The organism is Pseudomonas sp. NFACC24-1 (assembly GCF_900115235.1).
In the GTDB taxonomy this organism is placed as follows: Bacteria; Pseudomonadota; Gammaproteobacteria; order Pseudomonadales; family Pseudomonadaceae; genus Aquipseudomonas; species Aquipseudomonas fluorescens_AA.
Map to the genome: position 1 here is coordinate 160,209 of NZ_FOVS01000002.1, position 22,777 is coordinate 182,985.

Annotated in this window: 19 protein-coding genes; 16 read left to right on the forward strand and 3 right to left on the reverse strand. The window is 62.9% G+C overall.

The features are described from left to right. The first annotated feature begins 81 nt into the window (after window positions 1-81). From BM317_RS02930 to BM317_RS02940, 3 genes are read left to right on the forward strand one after another with little or no spacing between them, the layout of a single operon-like run. Window positions 82-1,983, forward strand: coding sequence for a two-component sensor histidine kinase AauS (locus BM317_RS02930; RefSeq protein WP_092166455.1), 1,902 nt, complete (start codon window positions 82-84; stop codon window positions 1,981-1,983). Then, window positions 1,980-3,308 carry a two-component response regulator AauR gene (locus BM317_RS02935; RefSeq protein ID WP_053124572.1) on the forward strand — a complete coding sequence of 443 codons (1,329 nt, stop codon included), beginning with the start codon at window positions 1,980-1,982 and terminating at the stop codon, window positions 3,306-3,308. Before BM317_RS02930 ends, BM317_RS02935 begins: the two co-directional genes overlap by 4 nt. 24 nt (window positions 3,309-3,332) lie before the next feature. Beyond that, window positions 3,333-3,662: a GlpM family protein gene (locus BM317_RS02940; protein ID WP_170842284.1), complete on the forward strand. Its 330-nt coding sequence runs from the start codon at window positions 3,333-3,335 to the stop codon at window positions 3,660-3,662. Window positions 3,663-3,682: 20 nt separating this feature from the next. On the opposite strand, the gene BM317_RS02945 is transcribed toward BM317_RS02940, so the two are convergent. Then, window positions 3,683-4,297: an NAD(P)-dependent oxidoreductase gene (locus BM317_RS02945; protein ID WP_092473020.1), complete on the reverse strand. Its 615-nt coding sequence runs from the start codon at window positions 4,295-4,297 to the stop codon at window positions 3,683-3,685. Window positions 4,298-4,499: 202 nt separating this feature from the next. Beyond that, a complete protein-coding gene (locus BM317_RS02950; RefSeq protein WP_092166450.1) occupies window positions 4,500-5,378 on the reverse strand; it encodes an MBL fold metallo-hydrolase in 879 nt (292 codons plus the stop codon). 113 nt (window positions 5,379-5,491) lie between these two features. Between BM317_RS02950 and BM317_RS02955 the strand changes: the two genes are divergently transcribed. The 8 genes from BM317_RS02955 to BM317_RS02990 all read left to right on the forward strand — a co-directional run bounded on the left by BM317_RS02955 (window position 5,492) and on the right by BM317_RS02990 (window position 15,655). After that, window positions 5,492-6,397, forward strand: coding sequence for a LysR family transcriptional regulator (locus tag BM317_RS02955; RefSeq protein ID WP_092166449.1), 906 nt, complete (start codon window positions 5,492-5,494; stop codon window positions 6,395-6,397). Window positions 6,398-6,613: 216 nt separating this feature from the next. After that, window positions 6,614-8,122: a sigma-54-dependent transcriptional regulator gene (locus BM317_RS02960; RefSeq protein ID WP_092473022.1), complete on the forward strand. Its 1,509-nt coding sequence runs from the start codon at window positions 6,614-6,616 to the stop codon at window positions 8,120-8,122. A 428-nt stretch (window positions 8,123-8,550) separates the two neighbouring features. Then, complete coding sequence (gcvH, locus tag BM317_RS02965; protein ID WP_060740920.1) at window positions 8,551-8,934, forward strand: glycine cleavage system protein GcvH; 384 nt, start codon at window positions 8,551-8,553, stop codon at window positions 8,932-8,934. 10 nt (window positions 8,935-8,944) lie between these two features. Then, window positions 8,945-11,794, forward strand: coding sequence for an aminomethyl-transferring glycine dehydrogenase (gene gcvP / locus BM317_RS02970; protein ID WP_092473024.1), 2,850 nt, complete (start codon window positions 8,945-8,947; stop codon window positions 11,792-11,794). 138 nt (window positions 11,795-11,932) lie between these two features. Beyond that, window positions 11,933-13,309, forward strand: a complete 1,377-nt coding sequence (locus BM317_RS02975) for an L-serine ammonia-lyase (protein WP_092166446.1) — start codon at window positions 11,933-11,935, stop codon at window positions 13,307-13,309. A gap of 31 nt (window positions 13,310-13,340) precedes the next feature. Further along, a complete protein-coding gene (gene gcvT / locus BM317_RS02980; RefSeq protein WP_092473026.1) occupies window positions 13,341-14,465 on the forward strand; it encodes a glycine cleavage system aminomethyltransferase GcvT in 1,125 nt (374 codons plus the stop codon). Between the two features lie 394 nt (window positions 14,466-14,859). Beyond that, window positions 14,860-15,072 carry a cold-shock protein gene (locus BM317_RS02985; RefSeq protein ID WP_003175786.1) on the forward strand — a complete coding sequence of 71 codons (213 nt, stop codon included), beginning with the start codon at window positions 14,860-14,862 and terminating at the stop codon, window positions 15,070-15,072. A 94-nt stretch (window positions 15,073-15,166) separates the two neighbouring features. Continuing rightward, window positions 15,167-15,655, forward strand: a complete 489-nt coding sequence (locus tag BM317_RS02990) for an RDD family protein (RefSeq protein WP_060740916.1) — start codon at window positions 15,167-15,169, stop codon at window positions 15,653-15,655. A gap of 222 nt (window positions 15,656-15,877) precedes the next feature. Here the strand turns inward: BM317_RS02990 and nadA are convergent, their stop codons facing one another. Continuing rightward, window positions 15,878-16,936, reverse strand: coding sequence for a quinolinate synthase NadA (nadA, locus tag BM317_RS02995; protein WP_092473028.1), 1,059 nt, complete (start codon window positions 16,934-16,936; stop codon window positions 15,878-15,880). Window positions 16,937-17,243: 307 nt separating this feature from the next. Between nadA and BM317_RS03000 the strand changes: the two genes are divergently transcribed. The 5 genes from BM317_RS03000 to BM317_RS03020 all read left to right on the forward strand — a co-directional run bounded on the left by BM317_RS03000 (window position 17,244) and on the right by BM317_RS03020 (window position 22,770). Further along, window positions 17,244-19,052 (forward strand): copper resistance system multicopper oxidase, encoded by a 1,809-nt coding sequence (locus tag BM317_RS03000; RefSeq protein WP_092473030.1) that lies wholly within the window; start codon window positions 17,244-17,246, stop codon window positions 19,050-19,052. A gap of 10 nt (window positions 19,053-19,062) precedes the next feature. Beyond that, window positions 19,063-19,965 carry a copper resistance protein B gene (locus BM317_RS03005; RefSeq protein ID WP_092473032.1) on the forward strand — a complete coding sequence of 301 codons (903 nt, stop codon included), beginning with the start codon at window positions 19,063-19,065 and terminating at the stop codon, window positions 19,963-19,965. 42 nt (window positions 19,966-20,007) lie between these two features. Beyond that, entirely contained in the window at window positions 20,008-20,385 is a 378-nt protein-coding gene (copC, locus tag BM317_RS03010) for a copper homeostasis periplasmic binding protein CopC (protein WP_092166436.1), read from the forward strand. Window positions 20,386-20,389: 4 nt separating this feature from the next. Then, window positions 20,390-21,301 (forward strand): copper homeostasis membrane protein CopD, encoded by a 912-nt coding sequence (gene copD / locus BM317_RS03015; protein ID WP_092473034.1) that lies wholly within the window; start codon window positions 20,390-20,392, stop codon window positions 21,299-21,301. A 281-nt stretch (window positions 21,302-21,582) separates the two neighbouring features. After that, entirely contained in the window at window positions 21,583-22,770 is a 1,188-nt protein-coding gene (locus BM317_RS03020; RefSeq protein ID WP_092473036.1) for a cyanate transporter, read from the forward strand. Window positions 22,771-22,777: the final 7 nt, after the last annotated feature.

Genomic DNA, 22,777 nt, shown 5'->3' on the forward strand with positions numbered 1-22,777 from the left:
GCTTTCGCGAGCAAGCTCGCTCCCACAAGGGATCGGAGTTGGCTTGTAGATTTGTGTTGTGGTTGACCCAAGGCTTCTGTGATGAAATGCGACCCCACCCTCTATCGCGCCGCGCCGCCATCACTCGCCGTGAAACCCCGCCTGATCCGCCATCTGTTCCTGCCGCCCCTGGTCATTGCGCTGATGATCGGCCTGGGTTACCTCGGCTTCTGGATCAGCGAGCACTATGGCGTACGTGGCCTCGCCGAGAATGGCGAGCGCCAGTTGGAGCTGCACGCCCGTGCGGTCGAGAGCGAGATCAGCAAGTACACCTACCTGCCCAGCCTGCTGGAGCTTGAATCGAGTGTCTCGCAATTGCTCGACGACCCCACGCCCGAGCATCGCAAGACCGTCAACGAATACCTCGAAGGCCTGAACCGGCGTAGCCGCAGCCGGGCCATCTACGTGATGGACACCACCGGTCGGGTGATGGCCACCAGCAACTGGCGCGATGTCGACAGTTACCTGGGCGAAGACCTGTCCTTCCGCGCCTATTTCCAGAACGCCGTACGCGGCCAGCCGGGACGGTTCTACGGCATCGGCAGCACCAATGGCGAACCCGGCTACTACCTGGCCCATGGCTTGGAGCAACAGGGCAAGATCATTGGCGTGGCCGTGGTCAAGGTGCGCCTAGAAGCCTTGGAAGAGCGCTGGCAGAGAGCGCGGCTGGAGGCGTTCGTCAGTGATGAGAACGGCATCATCATCCTGTCCAGCGACCCGGCGCGACGACTCAAGTCGGTGCGGCCCCTGAGCGACGAGACCAAGGAACGCCTGGCCCGCAGCCTGCAATATTATTGGTTCCCGCTCAATGAACTGGTGCCCCTGGCCCGGGAACGCCTGGCCGAGGGCATGGAGAAGCTGACCTTCCCGGCCAACACCGAACTGGTGTCCGACGAACGCGCCATCAGCTACCTGTCGCAGACCCGGCCCTTGAGCGATACCCCGTGGAATTTCACCTTGCTGACGCCCCTTGAAGACCTGCGTCGCCAGGCGATCAACCAAGGCATCCTGGTGGCCGTGGCCTTCGCCCTGGTGGCGTTCCTGCTGATCGCCTGGAACGAACGACGCAAGGTCATCGCCACCCGCCTCGCCGCCCGGGAAGCCTTGCAGGAAGCCAACAACCAGCTCGAGCGTCGGATTACCGAACGCACCACTGACCTGCGCGCCAGCAACGAACGACTCAAGGGCCAGATCCGCGAGCGGCGCCAGGCCGAAGAGACCTTGCGCCGGGCCCAGGACGAACTGGTCCAGGCCGGTAAACTGGCGGCCATCGGCCAGATGTCCACCAGCATCGCCCATGAACTCAACCAGCCGCTGGCGGCGCTGCGCACCTTGTCCGGCAATACCGTGCGTTTCCTGGAGCGCGGCCAGCTGGACATCGCCAGCACCAACCTCAAGACCATCAACGAATTGATCGACCGCATGGGCCGGATCACCGCCAGCCTGCGCGCCTTCGCCCGGCGCGGCGATGACCAGGGCCGGGCGAGCCTGGGCAAGGCCGTCGAGGCCGCATTGCAATTGCTGGGCGGGCGCCTGGAAAACCTGGACATCCAGATCCACAGCGGTTTCGATGACGTCCAATTGCAAATCGACCAGACCCGCCTCGAACAGATCCTGGTGAACCTGATCGGCAACGCCCTGGACGCCATGCAAACGCAACCCGAGCCGAAACTGTGGCTCGACGGCCAGGCCGCCGATGGCAAGTATCGCCTGCGGGTGCGGGACAATGGTCACGGCATCGATGCCGAAGCCCGCAAGCACTTGTTCGAACCGTTCTTCACCACCAAACCTGGCGAACAGGGCCTGGGCCTGGGCCTGACGCTCTCGGCGAGCCTGGCCGCCGCCGCGGGTGGACACCTGGGCGTCGAGTACCCGCTTGAGCGTGGCACTACGTTTGTCCTCAATCTACCGTTGGTCAGCCTTTCACCTGCCGAGCCGCTATGAACCACGACCTGAGCGTACTGATCGTCGAAGACGACCCCCACGTCCTGCTGGGCTGCCAGCAGGCCCTGAGCCTGGAAGACATTCCCTGCATCGGCGTGGGCAGCGCCGAAGAGGCCCTGGAGCGAGTCGACGATAACTTTGCCGGCATCGTCATCAGCGACATTCGGCTGCCGGGCATCGACGGCCTGGAACTGTTGACTCGTCTCAAGGCGCGGGACCGCAGCCTGCCGGTGGTGCTGATCACCGGCCACGGCGACATTTCCATGGCCGTCGGGGCCATGCAAAAAGGCGCCTATGACTTCATGGAGAAACCCTTCTCCCCTGAGCGCCTGGTGGACGTCGCCCGTCGCGCCCTGGAACAGCGCAGCCTGGCCCGGGAAGTGTCATCGCTGCGTCGGCAACTGGCCGAACGCGATTCCCTGGAAGGCCGGATCATTGGCCGCTCGCCAGCCATGCAACATCTACGCGCGCTGATCGCCAACGTCGCCGACACCTCGGCCAACGTCCTGATCGAAGGCGAAACCGGCACCGGCAAGGAACTGGTCGCCCGCTGCCTGCATGATTTCAGCCGACGCCACGACAAGCAGTTCGTCGCGCTGAACTGCGGCGGCCTGCCGGAGAACCTGTTCGAAAGCGAGATCTTCGGCCACGAGGCCAACGCCTTCACCGGTGCCGGCAAACGCCGGATCGGCAAGATCGAGCACGCCGATGGCGGTACGCTGTTTCTCGATGAAGTGGAAAGCATGCCCCTGCCCTTGCAGATCAAGTTGCTGCGCGTGTTGCAGGAACGCACCCTCGAACGCCTGGGCTCGAACCAGAGCGTGGCGGTGGATTGTCGGGTGATCGCCGCCACCAAGTCCGACCTGGACGAAATGGGCCGGTCCGGACAATTCCGCAGCGACCTGTACTACCGCCTCAACGTGGTGACCCTGGAACTGCCGCCCTTGCGCGAGCGGCGCGAAGACATCCTGCAATTGTTCGAGCATTTTCTCCAGCAGTCGTCCCTGCGCTTCGACCGCACGGTGCCGGAGCTGGACAACCAGACCCTGTCGAACCTGATGAGCCACGACTGGCCGGGCAACGTGCGCGAACTGCGCAACGTCGCCGAGCGCTACGCCCTCGGCCTGCCGGCGTTCAAGAGGTCTGGTGCCAGCAGCGGCAGCCAGGGCCTGGCCTTCGCCGAAGCGGTGGAAGCGTTCGAGCGCAATCTGCTGGTGGACGCCCTGCAGCGCAGCGGCGGCAACCTGACCCAGGCCAGCCAGGAACTGGGCATGGCCAAGACCACGCTGTTCGACAAAGTCAAAAAATATGGCCTGAGCCACTAACCGAAGGGTGAACGTGTGGACCTGATTTTCAAGGCGGCGCTGGGTGCAGCCGTGGTGGTCATCCTGGCGATGCTGGCCAAGACCAGGAATTACTACATCGCCGGGCTGGTGCCGCTGTTTCCCACCTTCGCCCTGATTGCCCACTACATAGTTGGCAAAGGCCGCTCGGTGGACGATCTGAAGACCACCATCGTGTTTGGCATGTGGTCGATCATTCCGTACTTCGTCTATCTCGCAACGCTGTACGTCATGGTCGACCGCCTGCGCCTCGAAGCCTCATTGGCCGTGGCAGCCGTCGCCTGGCTGATGGCAGCGACGGTGCTGGTCACCGTCTGGGTACGTGTTCACGGCTGATCCCTGTAAAAACCTACGGCTCAATAGCCGACGGTAAACCGCGTCCGCGAAAACTGCGGCGCTTCCACTTCATCGATCATCGCAATGGCGTAGTCGGCAAAGCTGATCCAGCTACGCCCGTCGGCGTCGAACAGCAGATGATCCTTGCCGACACGGAACTGGCCCGTGCGCTCGGTTTCCACGAACTCCGCCGAAGGCGAGAGGAAGGTCCAGTCCAGGTCCTGTTCCTTGCGCAGCACATCCAGGAACAAGGCACCGGCGCTGGCTTCGGCCAGGTACTCCTCCGGGAAGCCGTCGCTGTCGATCACCCGGCTGTTATCCGGCAGCAGCAACGAACCGGCCCCGCCGACCACCAGCAAGCGCTTGACCCCGGCGGCTTTCACCGGTGCGATGACCTTGTCGGCCGGCACGCTGGCAAAGTGCGTGGCACTGATCACCACGTCATGCCCGTCGATCGCGGCGATCAGCGCCTCGCTGTCCAATACGTCCAACTGTTTGCTGACCACCCCGGCCCTTTCGCCGATTTTCGCGGTGTTGCGGGCAATGGCCGTCACGCTGTGACCGCGGCGCAAGGCCTCTTCCAACAGTTGGCTACCCGCACGCCCGGTGGCGCCGATGATTGCGATTTTGCTCATGGTGTCTCTCCAGTGATTAGCGATGTTGAAATACATGCTCTTGTGGCGAGGGGATTTATCCCCGCTGGACTGCGAAGCAGTCCCCTAAATGCATCACATGCCACAGGCCTGATATAACTTGGTCAGCCTTCTTAGGACCGCTTCGCGGCCCAGCGGGGATAAATCCCCTCGCCACAACGGTGCTCCGATCACAGATCGGTATTCACCACTTCATCTCGCCCTTCGCCACCTTGGCACTGAGCTCCAGGGAGTTGTCTTCACCCAGGTCCGGATAGCGTAGTTTCATGGCATGGATCAGCGCGGCGGAATCCTTGGCCTTGGCGGCCTCCTCGTCGAAGGCCTTGATGTAATCGGCGGTAAATTTCACCGGGACCAGGGAGCGGGCGCTTTCGCCCAGGTAATGGCCGGGGATGACAGTGGCCGGTTGCAGCTTTTCGATAGTGTCCAGCGTCGCCAGCCAATCCTTGTGAGACTGCGGCGTCTGGGTATCGGCCATCCACACATGAATGTTCTCGGCCACCACGACACCGCCCACCACGGCCTTGATCGATGGAATCCACACGAAACTGCGGTCCGGCTGCGGACCATCGAGGCCGACGACCTGCAAGCGCTGGCCTTCCAGGGTCAGGCTGTCGCCCTTGAGCACCTGGGGCACGATGGCCTTGGCCGGCGCATCGGTTTTCAGGATCGGCCCCCAGTATTTCAGTTTGCCGTCCATGGTGTGCTTGATGTGTTCGACGGTCGGCGCCGACGCCAGCACCTTGGCCTCAGGGAACGCGGCGGTGAGGGTCTCCAGACCAAAATAGTAGTCTGGATCGCCATGGCTGATGTAGATCGTGGTCAATCGCTTGCCACTGGCGCGGATTTTTTCCACCACCTCGGCGGCCTGAGACATGCCGAATTGGGCGTCCACCAGAATCGCCTCTTTTTCACCGCTGACTAACACCGAAGTCACCGGGAAAACCGCCGCCGCGCCAGGGTTGTAGACGTCGAGCGTCAAGCCGGCGGCCCAGCTCTGGGCCGTGAAAGCCAGGGCGGCAGTTGCCAGCAGCAGGCGTTTGAGTGGGATAAAGCCGGTCATGTGTGCTCCGTTGTCGAAAAACCCGCCAGGGGAATGAGACGGAGCTTAGTTACCTGACTCGTTTCAAAAAATGCGATGCTGGAACATAGTTTGTTTCTGAAATCGGGCAAATCATGGATCGTCTACAAGCAATGCGGGTGTTCGTCACGGTGGTCGACCTGGGCAGCCAATCGGCGGCGGCCGAGCATCTGGACCTGTCGCGGCCGGTGGTATCGCGCTACCTGGCGGAGCTGGAAGATTGGGTCGGCGCCCGGCTGATGCACCGCACCACCCGCAAGCTGAGCCTGACGGCCGCAGGCTCCGAGATCCTACCGCGCTGCCGGCAGATGCTGGAGCTGTCCGGCGACATGCAAGCCGCCGTCGGCACCCCGGACGGCGCGCCACGGGGCCTGTTGCGCATCAGCGCCAGCACCTCGTTCGGCCAGGCCCAACTGGCGAGCGCCATGGCCGAGTACGTCAAGCGCTACCCAGGGGTGAGCATCGACCTGCAGATGCTCGACCGCACCGTGAACCTGGTGGACGAGCGCATCGACCTGGCGATCCGCATGAGCAACGACCTGGACCCGAACCTGATCGCCCGCCGCCTGACGGTCTGCCGCTCGGTGATCTGCGCCTCGCCGCGGTATCTGCACGAGCATTCGACACCGCTGCGCGTGGAAGACCTGAGCCGGCACAACTGCCTGACCCACTCCTACGTCGGCAAGAGCCTGTGGCATTTCGAGCAGGACGGCGAGCAGGTCTCGGTGCCAGTGCAAGGCAACATCAGCGCCAACGAAGCCAGCACATTGCTTCAAGCCACGATAGCCGGCGCAGGCGTGGCGATGCTGCCCAGCTACCAGGCCGGCGCCCACATCAAGCGCGGCGAATTGATCCGCCTACTGCCCCATGCCGAACCGCGCCGGATGAACATGTACGCGGTGTATGCCTCACGCAAGCACATGCCCTCGGCGCTGCGCAGCCTGCTGGATTTTCTGGTGCTGAAGTTTCCCGAGACGCCGGAGTGGGATGTGGGGTTGTAGCCAGTATTGGCCTCACCGAGCCCCCCTGTGGGAGCGGGCTTGCTCGCGAAGACGTAGTGTCAGCAAAGCAGATGTCGATTGATACACCGCTTTCGCGAGCAAGCCCGCTCCCACAGGAGTTCGATGTATTTCTCAAGCCTTGCACCAGGATTTCACCAACAGCCCGCCCCAAGGCATACTGGCCACCCTCCGCAACCCAGAACCCAAAACCGCCCCATGCGTATCCACGTCAGTTTCATCGACCGCGTCGGCATCACCCAGGAAGTCCTGGCCTTGCTCGGTGGGCGCAATCTCAACCTGGATGCGGTGGAGATGGTGCCCCCCAACGTCTACATCGACGCGCCGACCCTCAGCCCGCAAGTGCTCGACGAGCTGCGCGAGGCCCTGTTCAGCGTGCGCGGTGTGCAGGCGGTCACCGTGGTGGACATCTTGCCGGGCCAGCGTCGGCACTTGCAGCTCGATGCCTTGCTCGCCGCCATGACCGACCCCGTGCTGGCCTTGGACAGCGTCGGCAAGGTGTTGCTGGCCAACCCGGCGCTGATCGCCCTGTATGGTCGTGAACCGGCCGGGGAAAGCGTGGCCGAGCTGTTCAGTGACGAGGCATTGCTCGGCGCCCTGCTGGAAAATGGTTTCCGCCTGCCCTTACGGGAGGTCACCCTCAACGGCCAGACCTTGCTGCTGGACGCCACCCCCATCACCGACGCCGGCGCGCTGCTGACGCTCTATCAGCCCAATCGCATCGGCGAGCGCCTGTCGGCATTGCATCACGATCACGCCGAAGGCTTCGACGCGCTGCTGGGCGAATCCCCGGCGATCCGCACCCTCAAGGCCCGGGCCCAGCGGGTCGCGGCCCTGGATGCACCGCTGCTGATCCAGGGCGAAACCGGCACCGGCAAGGAACTGGTGGCCCGGGCCTGTCACGCCATCAGCGCCCGTCACAGTGCGCCGTTCCTGGCCCTGAACTGCGCCGCGCTGCCGGAGAACCTGGCGGAAAGCGAGCTGTTCGGCTACGCCCCCGGCGCCTTCACCGGGGCGCAACGGGGCGGCAAGCCAGGGCTGATGGAGTTGGCGAACCAGGGCACGGTATTCCTCGATGAAATCGGCGAGATGTCGCCGTACCTGCAAGCCAAGCTCCTGCGTTTCTTGAATGATGGCAGCTTTCGCCGGGTCGGCGGCGACCGGGAAATCAAGGTCAACGTGCGGATCCTCAGCGCCACCCACCGCAACCTGGAGAAAATGGTCAGCGAAGGCTCGTTCCGCGAAGACCTGTTCTATCGCCTGAACGTGCTCAACGTCGAGGTCCCGCCCCTGCGTGAGCGTGGCCAGGACATTCTGCTGCTGGCGCGCTACTTCATGCAGCAGGCCTGCGCGCAGATCCAGCGCCCGGTCTGCCGCCTGGCTCCCGGTACTTATCCGGCGCTGCTGGGCAACCGCTGGCCGGGCAACGTGCGGCAATTGCAGAACGTGATCTTCCGCGCCGCCGCCATCTGCGAAAGCAGCCTGGTGGACATCGGCGACCTGGACATCGCCGGCACCTCCGTGGCGCGCCAGGGCGATGTGGAAGTCGAAAGCCTGGAACAGGCCGTGGAAACCTTCGAGAAGCACCTGCTCGAAAGCCTCTACGCCAACTACCCCTCCACCCGCCAGCTCGCCAGCCGCCTGCAAACCTCCCACACCGCGATTGCCCATCGGTTGCGCAAGTATGGGATTTCCAACAAACCATAGCCTTGCTCGGTCCCCTGTGGGAGCGGGCTTGCTCGCGAAAGCAGTGTGTCAGTCAACATCTAATTAGCTGGCACACCGTCTTCGCGAGCAAGCCCGCTCCCACAGGGGGGTCTGCGTCGTGGTCAAAATCGCGTCAAAAACGACCTCCACCTGTACTGAAAGCGCTACAGCGGAACGATATCGCTACACCTTGCGCTAACCTGCACCGTGCAAGGCTTTGATCCCACAACGATTTTTTCCAGGCCCACAGCTGTAGCGATTTCGCTACAGACAAGTCAATCCAAGACTCGCCAAAACCATTCAAGCCATTGATACATAAGACATTAATAACATTGGCCGCATTCTTGCTATGGATATAACCATTCGGCCGAGCCAAGCCTCGCGCCTTTCTTCGCGTCCACCAGACGAATCTGGCCCCAGGAGTTTCCATGAGCGAGTTGCGTTTCACTGAAGATCACGAATGGCTGCGCACCGAAGCCGACGGCAGCGTCACCGTAGGCATTACCGCTTTCGCGCAGAACGCATTAGGCGACGTGGTTTTTGTGCAACTGCCTGAATTGCAGGCCTATGACAAAGGCGCCGAGGCCTCTACCGTGGAATCGGTCAAGGCCGCCAGCGGTGTGTATATGCCCCTGGACGGTGAAGTGCTCGAAGTGAACGACAAACTCGACGCCAGCCCGGAACTGGTCAACGAAGATCCGCTGGGCGAAGGCTGGTTCTTCCGCTTTAAACCGACTGACGCCGATGCAGTGGCTAAGCTGTTGGATCAAGACGCCTACGATCGCCTGATCAAAGCCAACGCCGAAGCCTGAGGAGCGCACCATGACCGTTAATCTCGGCACCGCCAACGAATTCATCGCCCGCCACATCGGCCCGCGTTCCAGCGACGAGCAAGCCATGCTCGAACGCCTGGGTTACGACTCCCTGGAAGCGTTGAGCGCCAGCGTCATCCCGGAAAGCATCAAGGGCACCAGCGTGCTGGACATGGGCGACGGCCAGAGCGAAGCCGACGCACTGGCCTCGATCAAGGCCATCGCCGCCAAGAACCAACTGTTCAAGACCTACATCGGCCAGGGCTACTACAACTGCCACACGCCGGCACCGATCCTGCGCAACCTGCTGGAAAACCCGGCCTGGTACACCGCCTACACCCCGTATCAGCCAGAGATCTCCCAGGGCCGTCTCGAAGCGCTGCTGAACTTCCAGACCCTGATCAGCGACCTCACGGGCCTGCCGATCGCTAACGCCTCGTTGCTCGACGAAGCCACCGCCGCCGCCGAAGCCATGACCTTCTGCAAGCGCCTGAGCAAGAACAAGGGCAGCAAGGCCTTCTTCGCCTCCGTGCACAGCCACCCGCAAACCCTCGACGTGCTGCGCACCCGTGCCGAGCCCCTGGGCATCGACGTGGTGGTGGGCGATGAGCGCGAACTGAGCGACGTCAGCGGTTTCTTTGGCGCGCTGCTGCAATACCCCGCCAGCAACGGCGACCTGTTCGACTACCGCGAACTGACCGAACGCTTCCACGCCGCCAACGCCCTGGTGGCCGTTGCCGCGGACCTGCTGGCCCTGACGCTGTTGACCCCACCGGGTGAATTCGGTGCCGACGTCGCCATCGGCAGCGCCCAGCGCTTCGGCGTACCGCTGGGCTTCGGCGGCCCACACGCGGCGTACTTCTCCACCAAGGATGCCTTCAAGCGCGACATGCCGGGCCGCCTGGTCGGTGTTTCCGTGGACCGTTTCGGCAAGCCGGCCCTGCGCCTGGCAATGCAGACCCGCGAGCAACACATCCGCCGCGAGAAAGCCACGAGCAACATCTGCACGGCCCAGGTGCTGCTGGCCAACATCGCCAGCATGTACGCCGTGTACCACGGCCCCAAGGGCCTGGTGCAAATTGCCAATCGCATCCATCACCTGACCGCGATCCTCGCCAAGGGCCTGGGCGCGCTGGGCCTGAGCGTCGAGCAAGAGAGCTTCTTCGACACCCTGACCCTGCACACCGGCGCGCAAACCGCCGCCCTGCACGACAAGGCCCGCGCCCAACGCATCAACCTGCGTGTGGTGGACACGCAACGCCTGGGCCTGTCCCTGGACGAGACCACCAGCCAAGCTGACGTCGAAGCACTGTGGAGCCTGTTGGCCGACGGCAAGGCCCTTCCGGACTTCGCGGCACTGGCCGCCACCGTGCAAAGCCGCATCCCGGCCGAGCTGGTGCGCCAATCGGCGATCCTCAGCCACCCGGTGTTCAACCGCTACCACTCCGAAACCGAGCTGATGCGCTACCTGCGCAAGCTCGCCGACAAGGACCTGGCCCTGGATCGCACCATGATCCCGCTGGGTTCCTGCACCATGAAACTCAACGCCGCCAGCGAAATGATCCCGGTGACCTGGGCCGAGTTCGGCGCCCTGCACCCGTTCGCCCCGGCCGAGCAAAGCGCTGGCTACCAGCAACTGACCGACGAGCTGGAAGCCATGCTTTGCGCCGCCACCGGCTATGACGCGGTGTCGCTGCAACCCAACGCCGGTTCCCAAGGCGAGTACGCCGGCCTGCTGGCGATCCGCGCCTATCACCAGAGCCGTGGCGAAGACCGTCGCGACATCTGCCTGATCCCCTCCTCGGCCCACGGCACCAACCCGGCCACCGCCAACATGGCCGGCATGCGCGTGGTCGTGACCGCCTGCGATGCCCGTGGCAACGTCGACATCGAAGACCTGCGGGCCAAGGCCATCGAGCACCGCGAACACCTCGCCGCGCTGATGATCACCTACCCGTCCACCCACGGCGTATTCGAAGAAGGCATCCGCGAAATCTGCGGCATCATTCATGACAACGGCGGCCAGGTGTACATCGACGGCGCCAACATGAACGCCATGGTCGGCCTCTGCGCCCCGGGCAAGTTCGGCGGCGACGTGTCGCACCTGAACCTGCACAAGACCTTCTGCATTCCCCACGGCGGTGGCGGCCCGGGCGTCGGCCCGATTGGCGTCAAGTCGCACCTGGCACCGTTCCTGCCGGGCCACGCCAACATGGCACGCAAGGAAGGCGCGGTGTGCGCGGCGCCGTTCGGCAGCGCGAGCATCCTGCCGATCACCTGGATGTACATCCGCATGATGGGCGGCGCGGGCCTCAAGCGCGCCTCGCAACTGGCCATCCTCAACGCCAACTACATCGCCCGTCGCCTGGAAGAGCACTACCCGGTGCTCTACTCCGGCAGCAACGGCCTGGTGGCCCACGAGTGCATTCTCGATTTGCGTCCGCTCAAGGACAGCAGTGGCATCAGTGTCGATGACGTGGCCAAGCGCCTGATCGACTTCGGTTTCCACGCGCCGACCATGTCGTTCCCGGTGGCCGGCACGTTGATGATCGAACCGACCGAAAGCGAATCCAAGGAAGAACTGGACCGCTTCTGCGACGCCATGATCTGCATCCGCGAAGAAATCCGCGCGGTGGAAAACGGCAGCCTGGACAAAGACGACAACCCGCTGAAGAACGCCCCGCACACCGCGGCGGAACTCGTCGGCGAGTGGACCCACCCCTACAGCCGCGAACAGGCGGTGTACCCGGTGGCGTCGTTGATCGATGGCAAGTACTGGCCGCCGGTGGGCCGGGTCGACAACGTGTTCGGCGACCGCAACCTGGTCTGCGCCTGCCCGTCGATCGAAAGCTACGCTTGACCTGTGAGGGGAGAAGGACCTTCTCCCCTCACAATCACCGCATTTCCCCTTGTGGGAGCGGGCTTGCTCGCTCCCACAGGAGATCTACACCAATATCTTCAACCGTCGATCCTCATAAAAAGAAACCGGAGAAACACCATGTCGTTAAGCGTGTTCGACCTGTTCAAGATCGGTATCGGTCCTTCCAGCTCCCATACCGTCGGCCCGATGCGTGCCGCTGCCCGTTTCGCCGAGGGGCTGCGCCGTGACGACCTGCTTGAAAGCATTACCAGCGTCAAGGTCGAGCTCTACGGCTCCCTCGGTGCCACCGGCAAGGGCCACGGCAGTGACAAGGCCGTGCTGCTGGGCCTGGAGGGCGAGCATCCCGACACCGTGGACACCGAAACGGTGAACGCCCGGCTCCAGGAGATCCGCAGCAACGGTCGCCTGAACCTGCTCGGCCAACACGCCATCGAATTCAACGAAAAACTGCACCTGGCCATGATTCGCAAGCCGTTGGCCTTTCACCCCAACGGCATGATCTTCCGCGCCTTCGATGCCGCCGGGCTGCAAGTGCGCAGCCGTGAGTACTACTCGGTCGGTGGCGGCTTTGTCGTGGATGAAGACGCCGCTGGCGCCGACCGCATCGTCGAAGACGCCACGCCCCTGACCTTCCCGTTCAAGAGCGCCAAGGACCTGCTGGGCCATTGCACCACCTATGGCCTGTCCATCAGCCAGGTGATGCTGACCAACGAAAGCGCCTGGCGCCCCGAAGCCGAGACCCGCGCCGGCCTGCTGAAGATATGGCAGGTGATGCAGGATTGCGTGGCGGCCGGCTGCCGCAACGAAGGGATTCTGCCGGGCGGGCTGAAGGTCAAGCGCCGGGCCGCGGCGTTGCACCGCCAGCTGTGCAAGAACCCGGAGGCCGCCCTGCGCGACCCGCTGTCGGTGCTCGACTGGGTCAACCTGTACGCCTTGGCGGTCAACGAAGAAAACGCCTACGGCGGGCGCGTCGTCACCGCCCCGACCAACGGGGCGGCGGGCATCGTCCCGGCCGTGCTGCATTACTACATGCGCTTCATCCCTGGGGCCAGCGAGGATGGCGTGGTGCGGTTCCTGCTGACGGCCGCCGCCATCGGCATCCTGTACAAGGAAAACGCCTCCATCTCCGGCGCCGAAGTCGGTTGCCAGGGTGAAGTCGGCGTGGCCTGTTCCATGGCCGCCGGCGCCTTGTGCGAAGTGCTCGGCGGCAGCGTGCAGCAAGTGGAAAACGCCGCCGAGATCGGCATGGAACACAACCTCGGCCTGACCTGCGACCCGATCGGCGGGCTGGTGCAGGTGCCGTGCATCGAACGCAACGCCATGGGCTCGGTGAAAGCCATCAACGCGGTGCGCATGGCCATGCGCGGCGATGGGCATCACTTCGTCTCCCTCGACAAAGTCATCCGCACCATGCGCCAGACCGGCGCCGACATGAAAAGCAAATACAAGGAGACCGCCCGCGGCGGTCTGGCGGTCAACATCATCGAATGCTGACGCGCGCCATTCTCATTTTCCAGGAGCTGATATGTCCACCGAACAACTGTTGAAAACCCCGCTGCACGCCCTGCACCTCGAACTCGGCGCCCGCATGGTGCCGTTCGCCGGCTACGACATGCCGGTGCAGTACCCACTGGGCGTGATGAAGGAACACCAGCACACCCGCGATCAGGCCGGGCTGTTCGACGTGTCCCACATGGGCCAGATCCGCCTGAGCGGCGCAAGCGCTGCCAAGGCCCTGGAAACCCTGGTACCAGTGGACATCATCGACCTGCCGGTGGGCATGCAGCGCTACGCCATGTTCACCAACGAGAACGGCGGCATCCTTGACGACCTGATGGTCGCCAACCTGGGCAATGACGAACTGTTCCTGGTGGTCAACGCCGCCTGCAAGGAACAGGACCTGGCCCACCTGCGTGCGCAGATTGGCGATCAGTGCACTATCGAGCCGCTGTTCGAGGCCCGCGCCCTGCTCGCCCTGCAAGGCCCGGCCGCCGTCACCGTGCTCGCCCGCCTGGCGCCGGACGTGGCGAAAATGACCTTCATGCAGTTCCAGCGCGTCACGCTGTTGGGCGTGGATTGCTTTGTCAGCCGTTCGGGCTACACCGGTGAAGACGGTTTCGAAATCTCCGTCCCCGCCGCCGACACGGAAAAACTCGCCCGCGCCTTGCTGGCCGAGCCGGAAGTCGCGGCCATCGGCCTCGGTGCCCGTGACTCCCTGCGCCTGGAAGCCGGCCTGTGCCTGTATGGCCACGACATGAACACCGAAACGACGCCGATCGAAGCCAGCCTGCTGTGGGCCATTTCCAAAGTGCGCCGTGCCGATGGCGCCCGCGCCGGTGGTTTCCCCGGCGCGGAGAGCGTGTTCGCCCAACAACAGGGCGGCGTGAAGCGCAAACGCGTCGGCCTGCTGCCCCAGGAACGCACACCCGTGCGTGAAGGCGCGGAGATCGTCAACGAAGCCGGCGAGCCCATCGGCTCTGTGTGCAGCGGCGGTTTCGGCCCGACCCTGGGCGCTCCGTTGGCGATGGGTTACCTGGACAGCGCCTATGTGGCACTGGATACGCCGGTCTGGGCCATCGTGCGTGGGAAAAAGGTGCCTTTGCTTGTAAGCAAAATGCCATTCGTCCCACAGCGCTACTACCGCGGCTGATTGGTTGTTTCTATAAGTAACGCGGTTGCGTTATACGTGCACTAATGTGTCACGCAACCGCCATAAAAAGGTGCATATCTTTAGACATTCAAGCGACCTTATAACGGTCGTAAACAATTGAACTAGCCTATCGAATAAGCCCTGCTCCGCAAGCGGCGTAAATGCGGACAAGCTGAGCAAATACGGGCCTCCCGGGGGGGTTGTTTTTTTATTCGAAGTTGGCGTAGAGTTTGGTCACTGTGTTTGCATGGGTCGCTTGGAATCGTGACCTGGGCAGTAGCTTATGAAGTTCGCTACATCCCGTTCGACGTCTCTTACTTTCCTGCAACCCAGCCCAGTACTCTTTCATGTGAAAGAGGCTGTCATCAATTTTAGCGTCAAAGGAAATAAGAAAATGTCTCAACGTCAGAGCGGTACCGTCAAGTGGTTCAACGACGAAAAGGGTTTTGGTTTTATCACGCCTGAAAGCGGTCCGGACCTGTTCGTGCATTTCCGCGCCATCCAGGGCAACGGCTTCAAGAGCCTGAAAGAAGGCCAGAAAGTCACTTTCGTTGCCGTGCAAGGCCAGAAAGGCATGCAGGCTGACGAGGTTCAAGCCGAAGCCTAAGGCTTTCGCACACTAAAAAGCCCCTGATTGATATCAGGGGCTTTTTTATGGGCGTAAATCCGTAAAATGGCTTCTTTTTTCAGCCGAGGCCGTCATGCCGAAACACCTGCTCACGCCCCAGGGCGACTTCCCCCCCGCCGGCCTGGGTCGTCGCCTGGCGGCGATGTTTTATGACTTTTTGCTGTGCACAGCGCTGCTGATTGTCACCAGCGGTGCCTACAAGATGATCCAGATGGCGATCATTGGCGAAGAAAAAATGCGCGCCCTGACCGAAGCCGGTGCGCTGGACGGCGACCCACTGCTGTCCACCGTGTTGCTGTTCGTGCTGTTCGGCTTCTTCGCCAAGTTCTGGACCCACAACGGCCAGACCCTGGGCATGCAGGTGTGGTGCATCCGCGTACAGAACGCCGATGGCACGGCCATCAGCCTGTGGCAGGCGCTGTTGCGGTTCGTGGTGTCGATCGCGTCACTGCTGCTGGTGGGGTTGGGTTTCATCTGGGCGCTGTTCGACAAGCGCCAGCGCAGCTGGCATGACATCTACTCGGAAACGCAGCTGGTGCGGATTCCCAAGAAGACCAAGTAAAAAACACCACATCAGCGGATTGAAATACATTGTGGCGAGGGGATTTATCCCCGCTGGGGCGCGAAGCGGCCCTAAAACCTGACACCGTGCAATGTCAGGAAAAACAGAGGGGGCTGCTTCGCAGCCCAACGGGGATAAATCCCCTCACCACAGATAAATCCCCTCGCCACAGATAAATCCCCTCGCCACAAAAAAGCCTCGCAAGTCTCAATATCTTCTGTCTCAAGCATTCCCCGCCAGCTTCATCCGCGCCGCCTGGGTGAAGTCCAGCATGCGCTTGAGCGGGCGAATGGCCTGGGGGATCAGCGCCGGGTCGACGAAGATCTCGTTGGCACCTTCCTGCAAGCTCTTGAGCGTGCGCTCCAGGGTGTTCATGGCCATCCATGGGCAGTGTGCGCAACTGCGGCACGCCGCGCCGTTACCGGCGGTAGGGGCTTCTATGAAGACCTTGTCCGGGCACAGCTGCTGCATCTTGTAGAAAATGCCCCGGTCGGTGGCGACGATCAGCGTCTTGTTCGGCAGGGTCTGGGCCGCGGCGATCAACTGGCTGGTGGAGCCCACGGCATCCGCCAGCTCGATCACCGACGTCGGCGACTCCGGGTGCACCAGGATCGCGGCGTCCGGGTACAGCGCCTTCATGTCCTCCAACTGCTTGGACTTGAACTCTTCGTGGACGATGCAGGCACCGTCCCAGAGCAGCATGTCGGCGCCGGTCTTGCGCTGGATGTAAGTGCCCAGGTGCTTGTCCGGCCCCCAGATGATCGTCTCGCCGTTGTCCATCAGGCTCTCGACGATTTCCAGGGCGCAACTGGACGTCACCACCCAGTCGGCCCGGGCCTTGACCGCCGCCGAGGTGTTGGCATACACCACCACGGTGCGCTCCGGATGCTGGTCGCAGAACGCCGAGAACTCGTCCACCGGGCAACCCAGGTCCAGGGAGCAGGTGGCCTCCAGGGTGGGCATCAGCACGCGTTTCTCGGGGTTGAGAATCTTGGCCGTCTCGCCCATGAACTTGACCCCGGCCACCACCACGCTCTTGGCCGGGTGGGCATTGCCGAAGCGGGCCATTTCCAAGGAGTCGGACACGCAACCACCGGTCTCTTCGGCCAGGGCCTGGATGATCGGGTCACAGTAGAAGTGCGCGACCAGTACCGCGTCCTGAGCCTTGAGCTCGGCGGCGATGGCGGCGCGGTACCAGGCTTCTTGCTCGGCGGTCAGCGGCTTGGGCTGCTTGGCGTCGAGGTGGGCCTGGACCAGAAGGCGTTCGGAAATTTGCGTCATGTTCGCAAGACCTGCAAGCGCGTTTAGCGCGAAAGTCGAGTATACACCCGGCTCCGGACCACTCGGGTACCGCCGGGAAAGTGGGTATCAATCAGGCACGGGACAGCGTGAAGCCGGCAAGGCTACAGAATATCCCGCCGATGCAAAAGATCATTCTGACCTGTGCCCCGCCAGGCGACTTCGCGCCCCGCCAAGCTGACTGAAATGTAATCACTCGCCTCGTCCGCCTGTGTCATCTTTCGCTCAAACCTGCACAGGGAGACCACCTCCCATGCACGCAGCGAATCGACTGACGGACTCTCATCGCATGCAAACAAAAACTTCCCGGCGAACCTTCGTAAAGGGCCTGACTGCCGGCGGCATCCTCGGCGGCCTGGGTTTGTGGCGCCCGCCCGTCTGGGCAGTCACCGGCCCGGGCCAGCCCAACGTGCTGAGCGGCACCGAATTCGACCTGTTCATCGGCGAAAGCCCGGTCAATTTCACCGGCACCCCCCGCACCGCCCAGACCATCAACGGCGGCATCCCCGGCCCGTTGCTGCGCTGGCGTGAAGGCGACACCGTGACCCTGCGGGTGCGCAATCGCTTGCAGGACACCACCTCCATCCACTGGCACGGCATCCTGCTGCCGGCCAACATGGACGGCGTTCCGGGGTTGAGTTTCAAAGGCATCGAGCCCGGCGGCCTGTACGTGTATCAATTCAAGGTCCGACAGAACGGCACTTACTGGTACCACAGCCACTCCGGTTTCCAGGAGCAGTCCGGGGTCTATGGTCCACTGGTGATTGACGCCAGGGAGCCCGAGCCCTTCCAGTACGAACGGGACTATGTGGTGATGCTCACCGACTGGACCGATGAAGACCCCGCTAACATCCTGCGCAAGCTCAAGAAGCAATCGGACTACTACAACTACAACAAACGCACCGTCGGCGACTTCATCGACGACGTGGGCAAGAACGGCTGGGCCAAAACCGTGGCCGACCGCAAGATGTGGGCCGAGATGAAGATGAACCCCACAGACCTGGCCGACGTCAGTGGTGCCACCTATACCTACCTCATGAACGGCCAGGCGCCGGACATGAACTGGACCGGCCTGTTCAAGCCTGGCGAGCGCCTTCGCCTGCGCTTTATCAACGGCTCGTCCATGAGCTATTTCGACGTGCGCATTCCCGGCTTGAAGATGACCGTGGTGGCGTCCGACGGCCAATACGTCAAACCGGTAAGTGTCGATGAGTTCCGGATCGCCGTGGCCGAAACCTATGACGTCATCGTCGAACCGACCCAAGAGGCCTACACCCTGTTCGCCCAGTCCATGGACCGCACCGGGTATGCCCGCGGCACCCTCGCGACCAGGGCCGGATTGTCGGCACCGGTGCCGCCCTTGGACCCTCGGCCCTTGGTGACCATGGACGACATGGGCATGGGTGGCATGGACCACGGCGGCATGGGGCAAATGAACGGCATGGACCACGGCTCGATGCAGGGCATGGCGGGAATGGACGACAGCTCGATGCAAGGCATGGATCACAGCCAGATGCAGGGCATGGGCGACATGGCCGGCATGGATCACGGTGCCATGCAGGGCATGGACAACATGCTCGCGCACCCCGACACCGAGAAAGACAATCCCCTGGTGGACATGCAGGCCATGAGCGTCAAGCCCAAGCTCGATGACCCGGGCATGGGGCTGCGGGACAACGGCCGCAAAGTGCTGACCTACTCCGACCTGCGCAGCACCTTTCCCGACCCCGACGGCCGCGAGCCGGGCCGCACGATCGAGCTGCACCTGACCGGGCACATGGAGAAATTCGTCTGGTCGTTCAACGGCGTGAAGTTCGCCGACGCCGCGCCACTGCTGCTCAAGTACGGCGAGCGACTGCGCATCGTGCTGATCAACGACACCATGATGACCCATCCCATCCACCTGCACGGCATGTGGAGCGACCTGGAGGATGAGAACGGCCAGTTCATGGTCCGCAAGCACACCATCGACGTGCCACCGGGTGCCAGGCGCAGCTACCGGGTCACCGCCGATGCCCTCGGGCGCTGGGCGTATCACTGCCATCTGCTGTTTCACATGGAGATGGGCATGTTCCGTGAAGTTCGGGTGCAGGAATGAGGAGCCGACCATGACCACTGTTTTTCAATACTCCACGGCACTCATTGCCAGCCTGGCCCTCGGGACCATCACCTCGACCTGGGCAGCCAGCAACGACATGCCCGGCATGGATCACAGCCAGATGCCGGGAATGGACCACGGCCAGATGCAAGGCATGGACTCAATGCAGGGCATGGAACCCATGCAATCAGCGCCGACCAGCAGCCGCACACCGATCCCGGCACTGACTGCCGCCGACCGCGCCGCCGTCTACGAGGATCATGGCGGACATGCGGTGCATGACAGCGCCATCAACTCGTTTTTCCTCATTGACCAACTGGAATGGCAGGACGCCGATGACGGCAGCGCCCTGAGCTGGGATGCATCGGGCTGGATCGGCGGCGACATCGACCGTTTGTGGCTGCGCTCCGAAGGTGAACGCCTCAACGGCAAGACCGAAGAAGCCGAATTGCAGGCCCTGTGGGGCCACGCCGTCAGCCCCTGGTGGGACCTGGTGGCCGGCGTGCGCCAGGACTTCAAGCCAGGCGATCCGCAAACCTGGGCCGCCTTCGGCGTGCAAGGCATGGCGCTCTACAACTTCGAAGCCGAGGCCACCGCATTCATCGGCGAAGGTGGCCAGAGCGCGGCGCGCCTGGAGGGCGACTATGACATCTTGCTGACCAACCGCCTGATCCTGCAGCCCACCGCCGAAGCCAACTTCTATGGCAAGAACGATCCCACCCGTGGCGTCGGCTCGGGGCTGTCGGACACCGAACTCGGCCTGCGGCTGCGCTACGAAATTCGCCGCGAATTCGCACCCTACATTGGCGTCACCTGGAATCGGGTCTACGGCAACACCGCCGACTACGCCCGGGAAGAAGGCGAAGACCGCAGCGAGGCGCGCCTGGTGCTGGGCCTGCGCCTGTGGTTCTGACCTGTTTCACTAAAACTAAAACCAAGCTGTAGGAGTCCTTGCATGTCATTTATCAAAACCGCCGTCGCCTTGTCCGCCGGCCTGTTGCTCAGTGGCCTGGCCCAGGCCCATCCGAAACTGCTGTCCTCCTCCCCGGCCGAAGGCGCCGAAGGGGCGGCGCCGGCGAAGATCGAGCTGCACTTTTCCGAGAACCTGATGACCCAGTTTTCCGGCGCCAAACTGATGATGACCGCGATGCCGGGCATGGCGGCGCATTCGCCGATGCCCATGCCGGCCAAGGTGTCCGGCAGCGATGATCCGAAAACCATGGTCATCACGCCGAATGCCCCGCTTACCACCGGCACTTACCAGGTCCAGTGGCGCGCGGTGTCGTCCGACACTCATCCGATCACCGGCAACGTCACGTTCAAGGTGAAGTGAGTTGATGAGCGACTCGATCAACATCGCGCTGCGCTTTGCGTTGTACCTGGATTTGATGTTGCTGTTCGGCCTGGCTGCGTTTGGCCTCTATAGCCTGCGAGGCCAGGAGCGGGTCTCGGGCGAGCAGTTGCCTTTCGCGCCGCTGCTGCTGGCCACGGCGGTGCTGGGAGGCTTGCTTTCCCTGGCGGCCATGGCGTGCATGGCCTGGGCCATGAGCGGTGTTTCGGCGTGGGCCGAACTGTGGCCGCACCTTGAGATGATGGTCGTGCAAACCGATGTCGGCTTGAGTTGGACGGTGCGCATGGCGGCGCTGCTGCTGGCTGGTTTCGCCGTGACACTCAATCACCGTTGGCCGAGCGCCAGCCTCGGCCTGGCCACGCTGGCCGGGGCCGTAGCGCTGGCGACACTGGCTTGGGCAGGTCACGGCGCCATGGACGAAGGCAGCCGTCGCAACTGGCACTTCATCACCGACTTCCTGCACCTGTGGGCGGCAGGTGGCTGGGTCGGAGCCTTGGCCGCGTTTGCCCTGCTGCTTCGCCAAGCCGAACCCGCGTTGGCGGTGCTGGCCCGGACATTGACCGGATTCGAAACCGCCGGGGCGGTGATCGTGGTGGTCATCAGCGTGACGGGGGTGGTGAACTATCTGTTTATCGTCGGCCCGAGTGTCGAAGGGCTGCTGGACAGCACCTATGGTCAGTTGCTGGCGCTCAAACTCATATTGTTCGCGGCCATGCTGGTGTTCGCCGCGCTGAATCGTTTTCACCTGAGCCCGCTGCTGGAACAGGCCCGACAGAGCGGCGAGCATGGGGTTGCGGTGAAGGCCCTGCGGCGCAGCATGGTCCTGGAGTTCGCCGTGGCGGTGGTCATCCTGGGGTTGGTGGCCTGGCTGGGCACGCTGAGCCCGGTGATGGAATAAGGGGTAGTGAACTACATTGTGGCGAGGGGATTTATCCCCGCTGGGTTGCAAAGCAACCCCCAAGCCTGAGCGCTCGGTGTGTCAGGCAAGTGCGTCCATACTTTTCAGGTCTGCTTCGCAGCCCAGCGGGGATAAATCCCCTCGCCACAAAAACTCTGATCCCTTCACTGATTACCATTACCTGCAGCATTTAATTTTTCAATACCCCCCGCCAGTTTTCAGTTTGCCCATAACAGGCCATCCCAGCCTAAATGATGCTTTGTTTTAGCCAAGGCTCTGTTATGGAAAACGTTCGAACCTCAAGCACCCACGCCGTCTGGCTGATGGTCAGCATCGTGCTGGTGGCGCTTAACCTGCGGCCCTCGATGGCCGCGGTCGGGCCGTTGCTGTCAGCCATTCGCGGCGAGGTCCCCCTGAGCTTCAGCACGGCCTCGCTGCTGACCATGTTGCCGGTCATGGCCATGGGCCTGGCGATGTTCCTGGGCATGCGCATCGCCCTGCGCATCGGTGAGCACCGCACCATTGTCCTGTCGCTGTTGATCATCGGTATCGCCACCGCATCGCGCTTGTACCTGGACAGCGCCGCGGAGCTGATCGTCAGCGCGGTGCTGGCCGGACTCGGCATCGCCCTGATCCAGGCGGTGATGCCAGCACTGATCAAGTCGCGCTACGCCGACAACGTCTCGCTGTTCATGGGCCTGTATGTCACGTCGATCATGGGCGGCGCGGCGCTTGCCGCGTCGTTTTCGCCGTTTGTCCTGGCGCAGACCGGCAGTTGGCGCATCGGCCTGGCGATCTGGGCGCTGTTGGCGTTGGTCGCCCTGGGTTGCTGGTACGCCCAGCGCTCAACCGTGACCCCGTTACCCGAAGCCCCTGTCCGGCAGCAAGAATCATTCTTCAGCAATTCCCGGGCTTGGTTGCTGGCGATTTTCTTCGGCCTGGGCACCGCCTCCTACACCTGTGTGCTGGCCTGGCTGGCCCCGTACTACGTGGAAAAGGGTTGGAGTGAACAACACGCGGGCCTGCTGCTGGGGTTCCTCACGGCCATGGAAGTGCTGTCCGGCCTCGTCACCCCGGCGATTGCCAACCGCAGCCGGGATAAACGCGTGGTCCTCGCCGTGTTGCTGGTGCTGATCATGGGCGGCTTCTGCGGCCTGATCCTCAGCCCGGAACGCTTCAGCCTGTTGTGGCCTTGCCTGCTGGGCCTGGGCATCGGTGGCCTGTTCCCGATGAGCTTGATCGTGTCCCTCGACCACTTGGACAACCCGCGACGGGCCGGTGGCCTGACCGCGTTCGTGCAAGGCATCGGCTACCTGATCGCCGGGCTCTCGCCCTTGATTGCCGGGATGATCCGCGATCAGTTGGGCAGCTTCGAATGGGCCTGGTGGTCGCTCACCGCCGTCATGGCGTTGATGCTCCTGATGGTCCTGCGCTTCAATCCCAAGCAATACGCGCGGCATATCAGCTAGTCGTCAA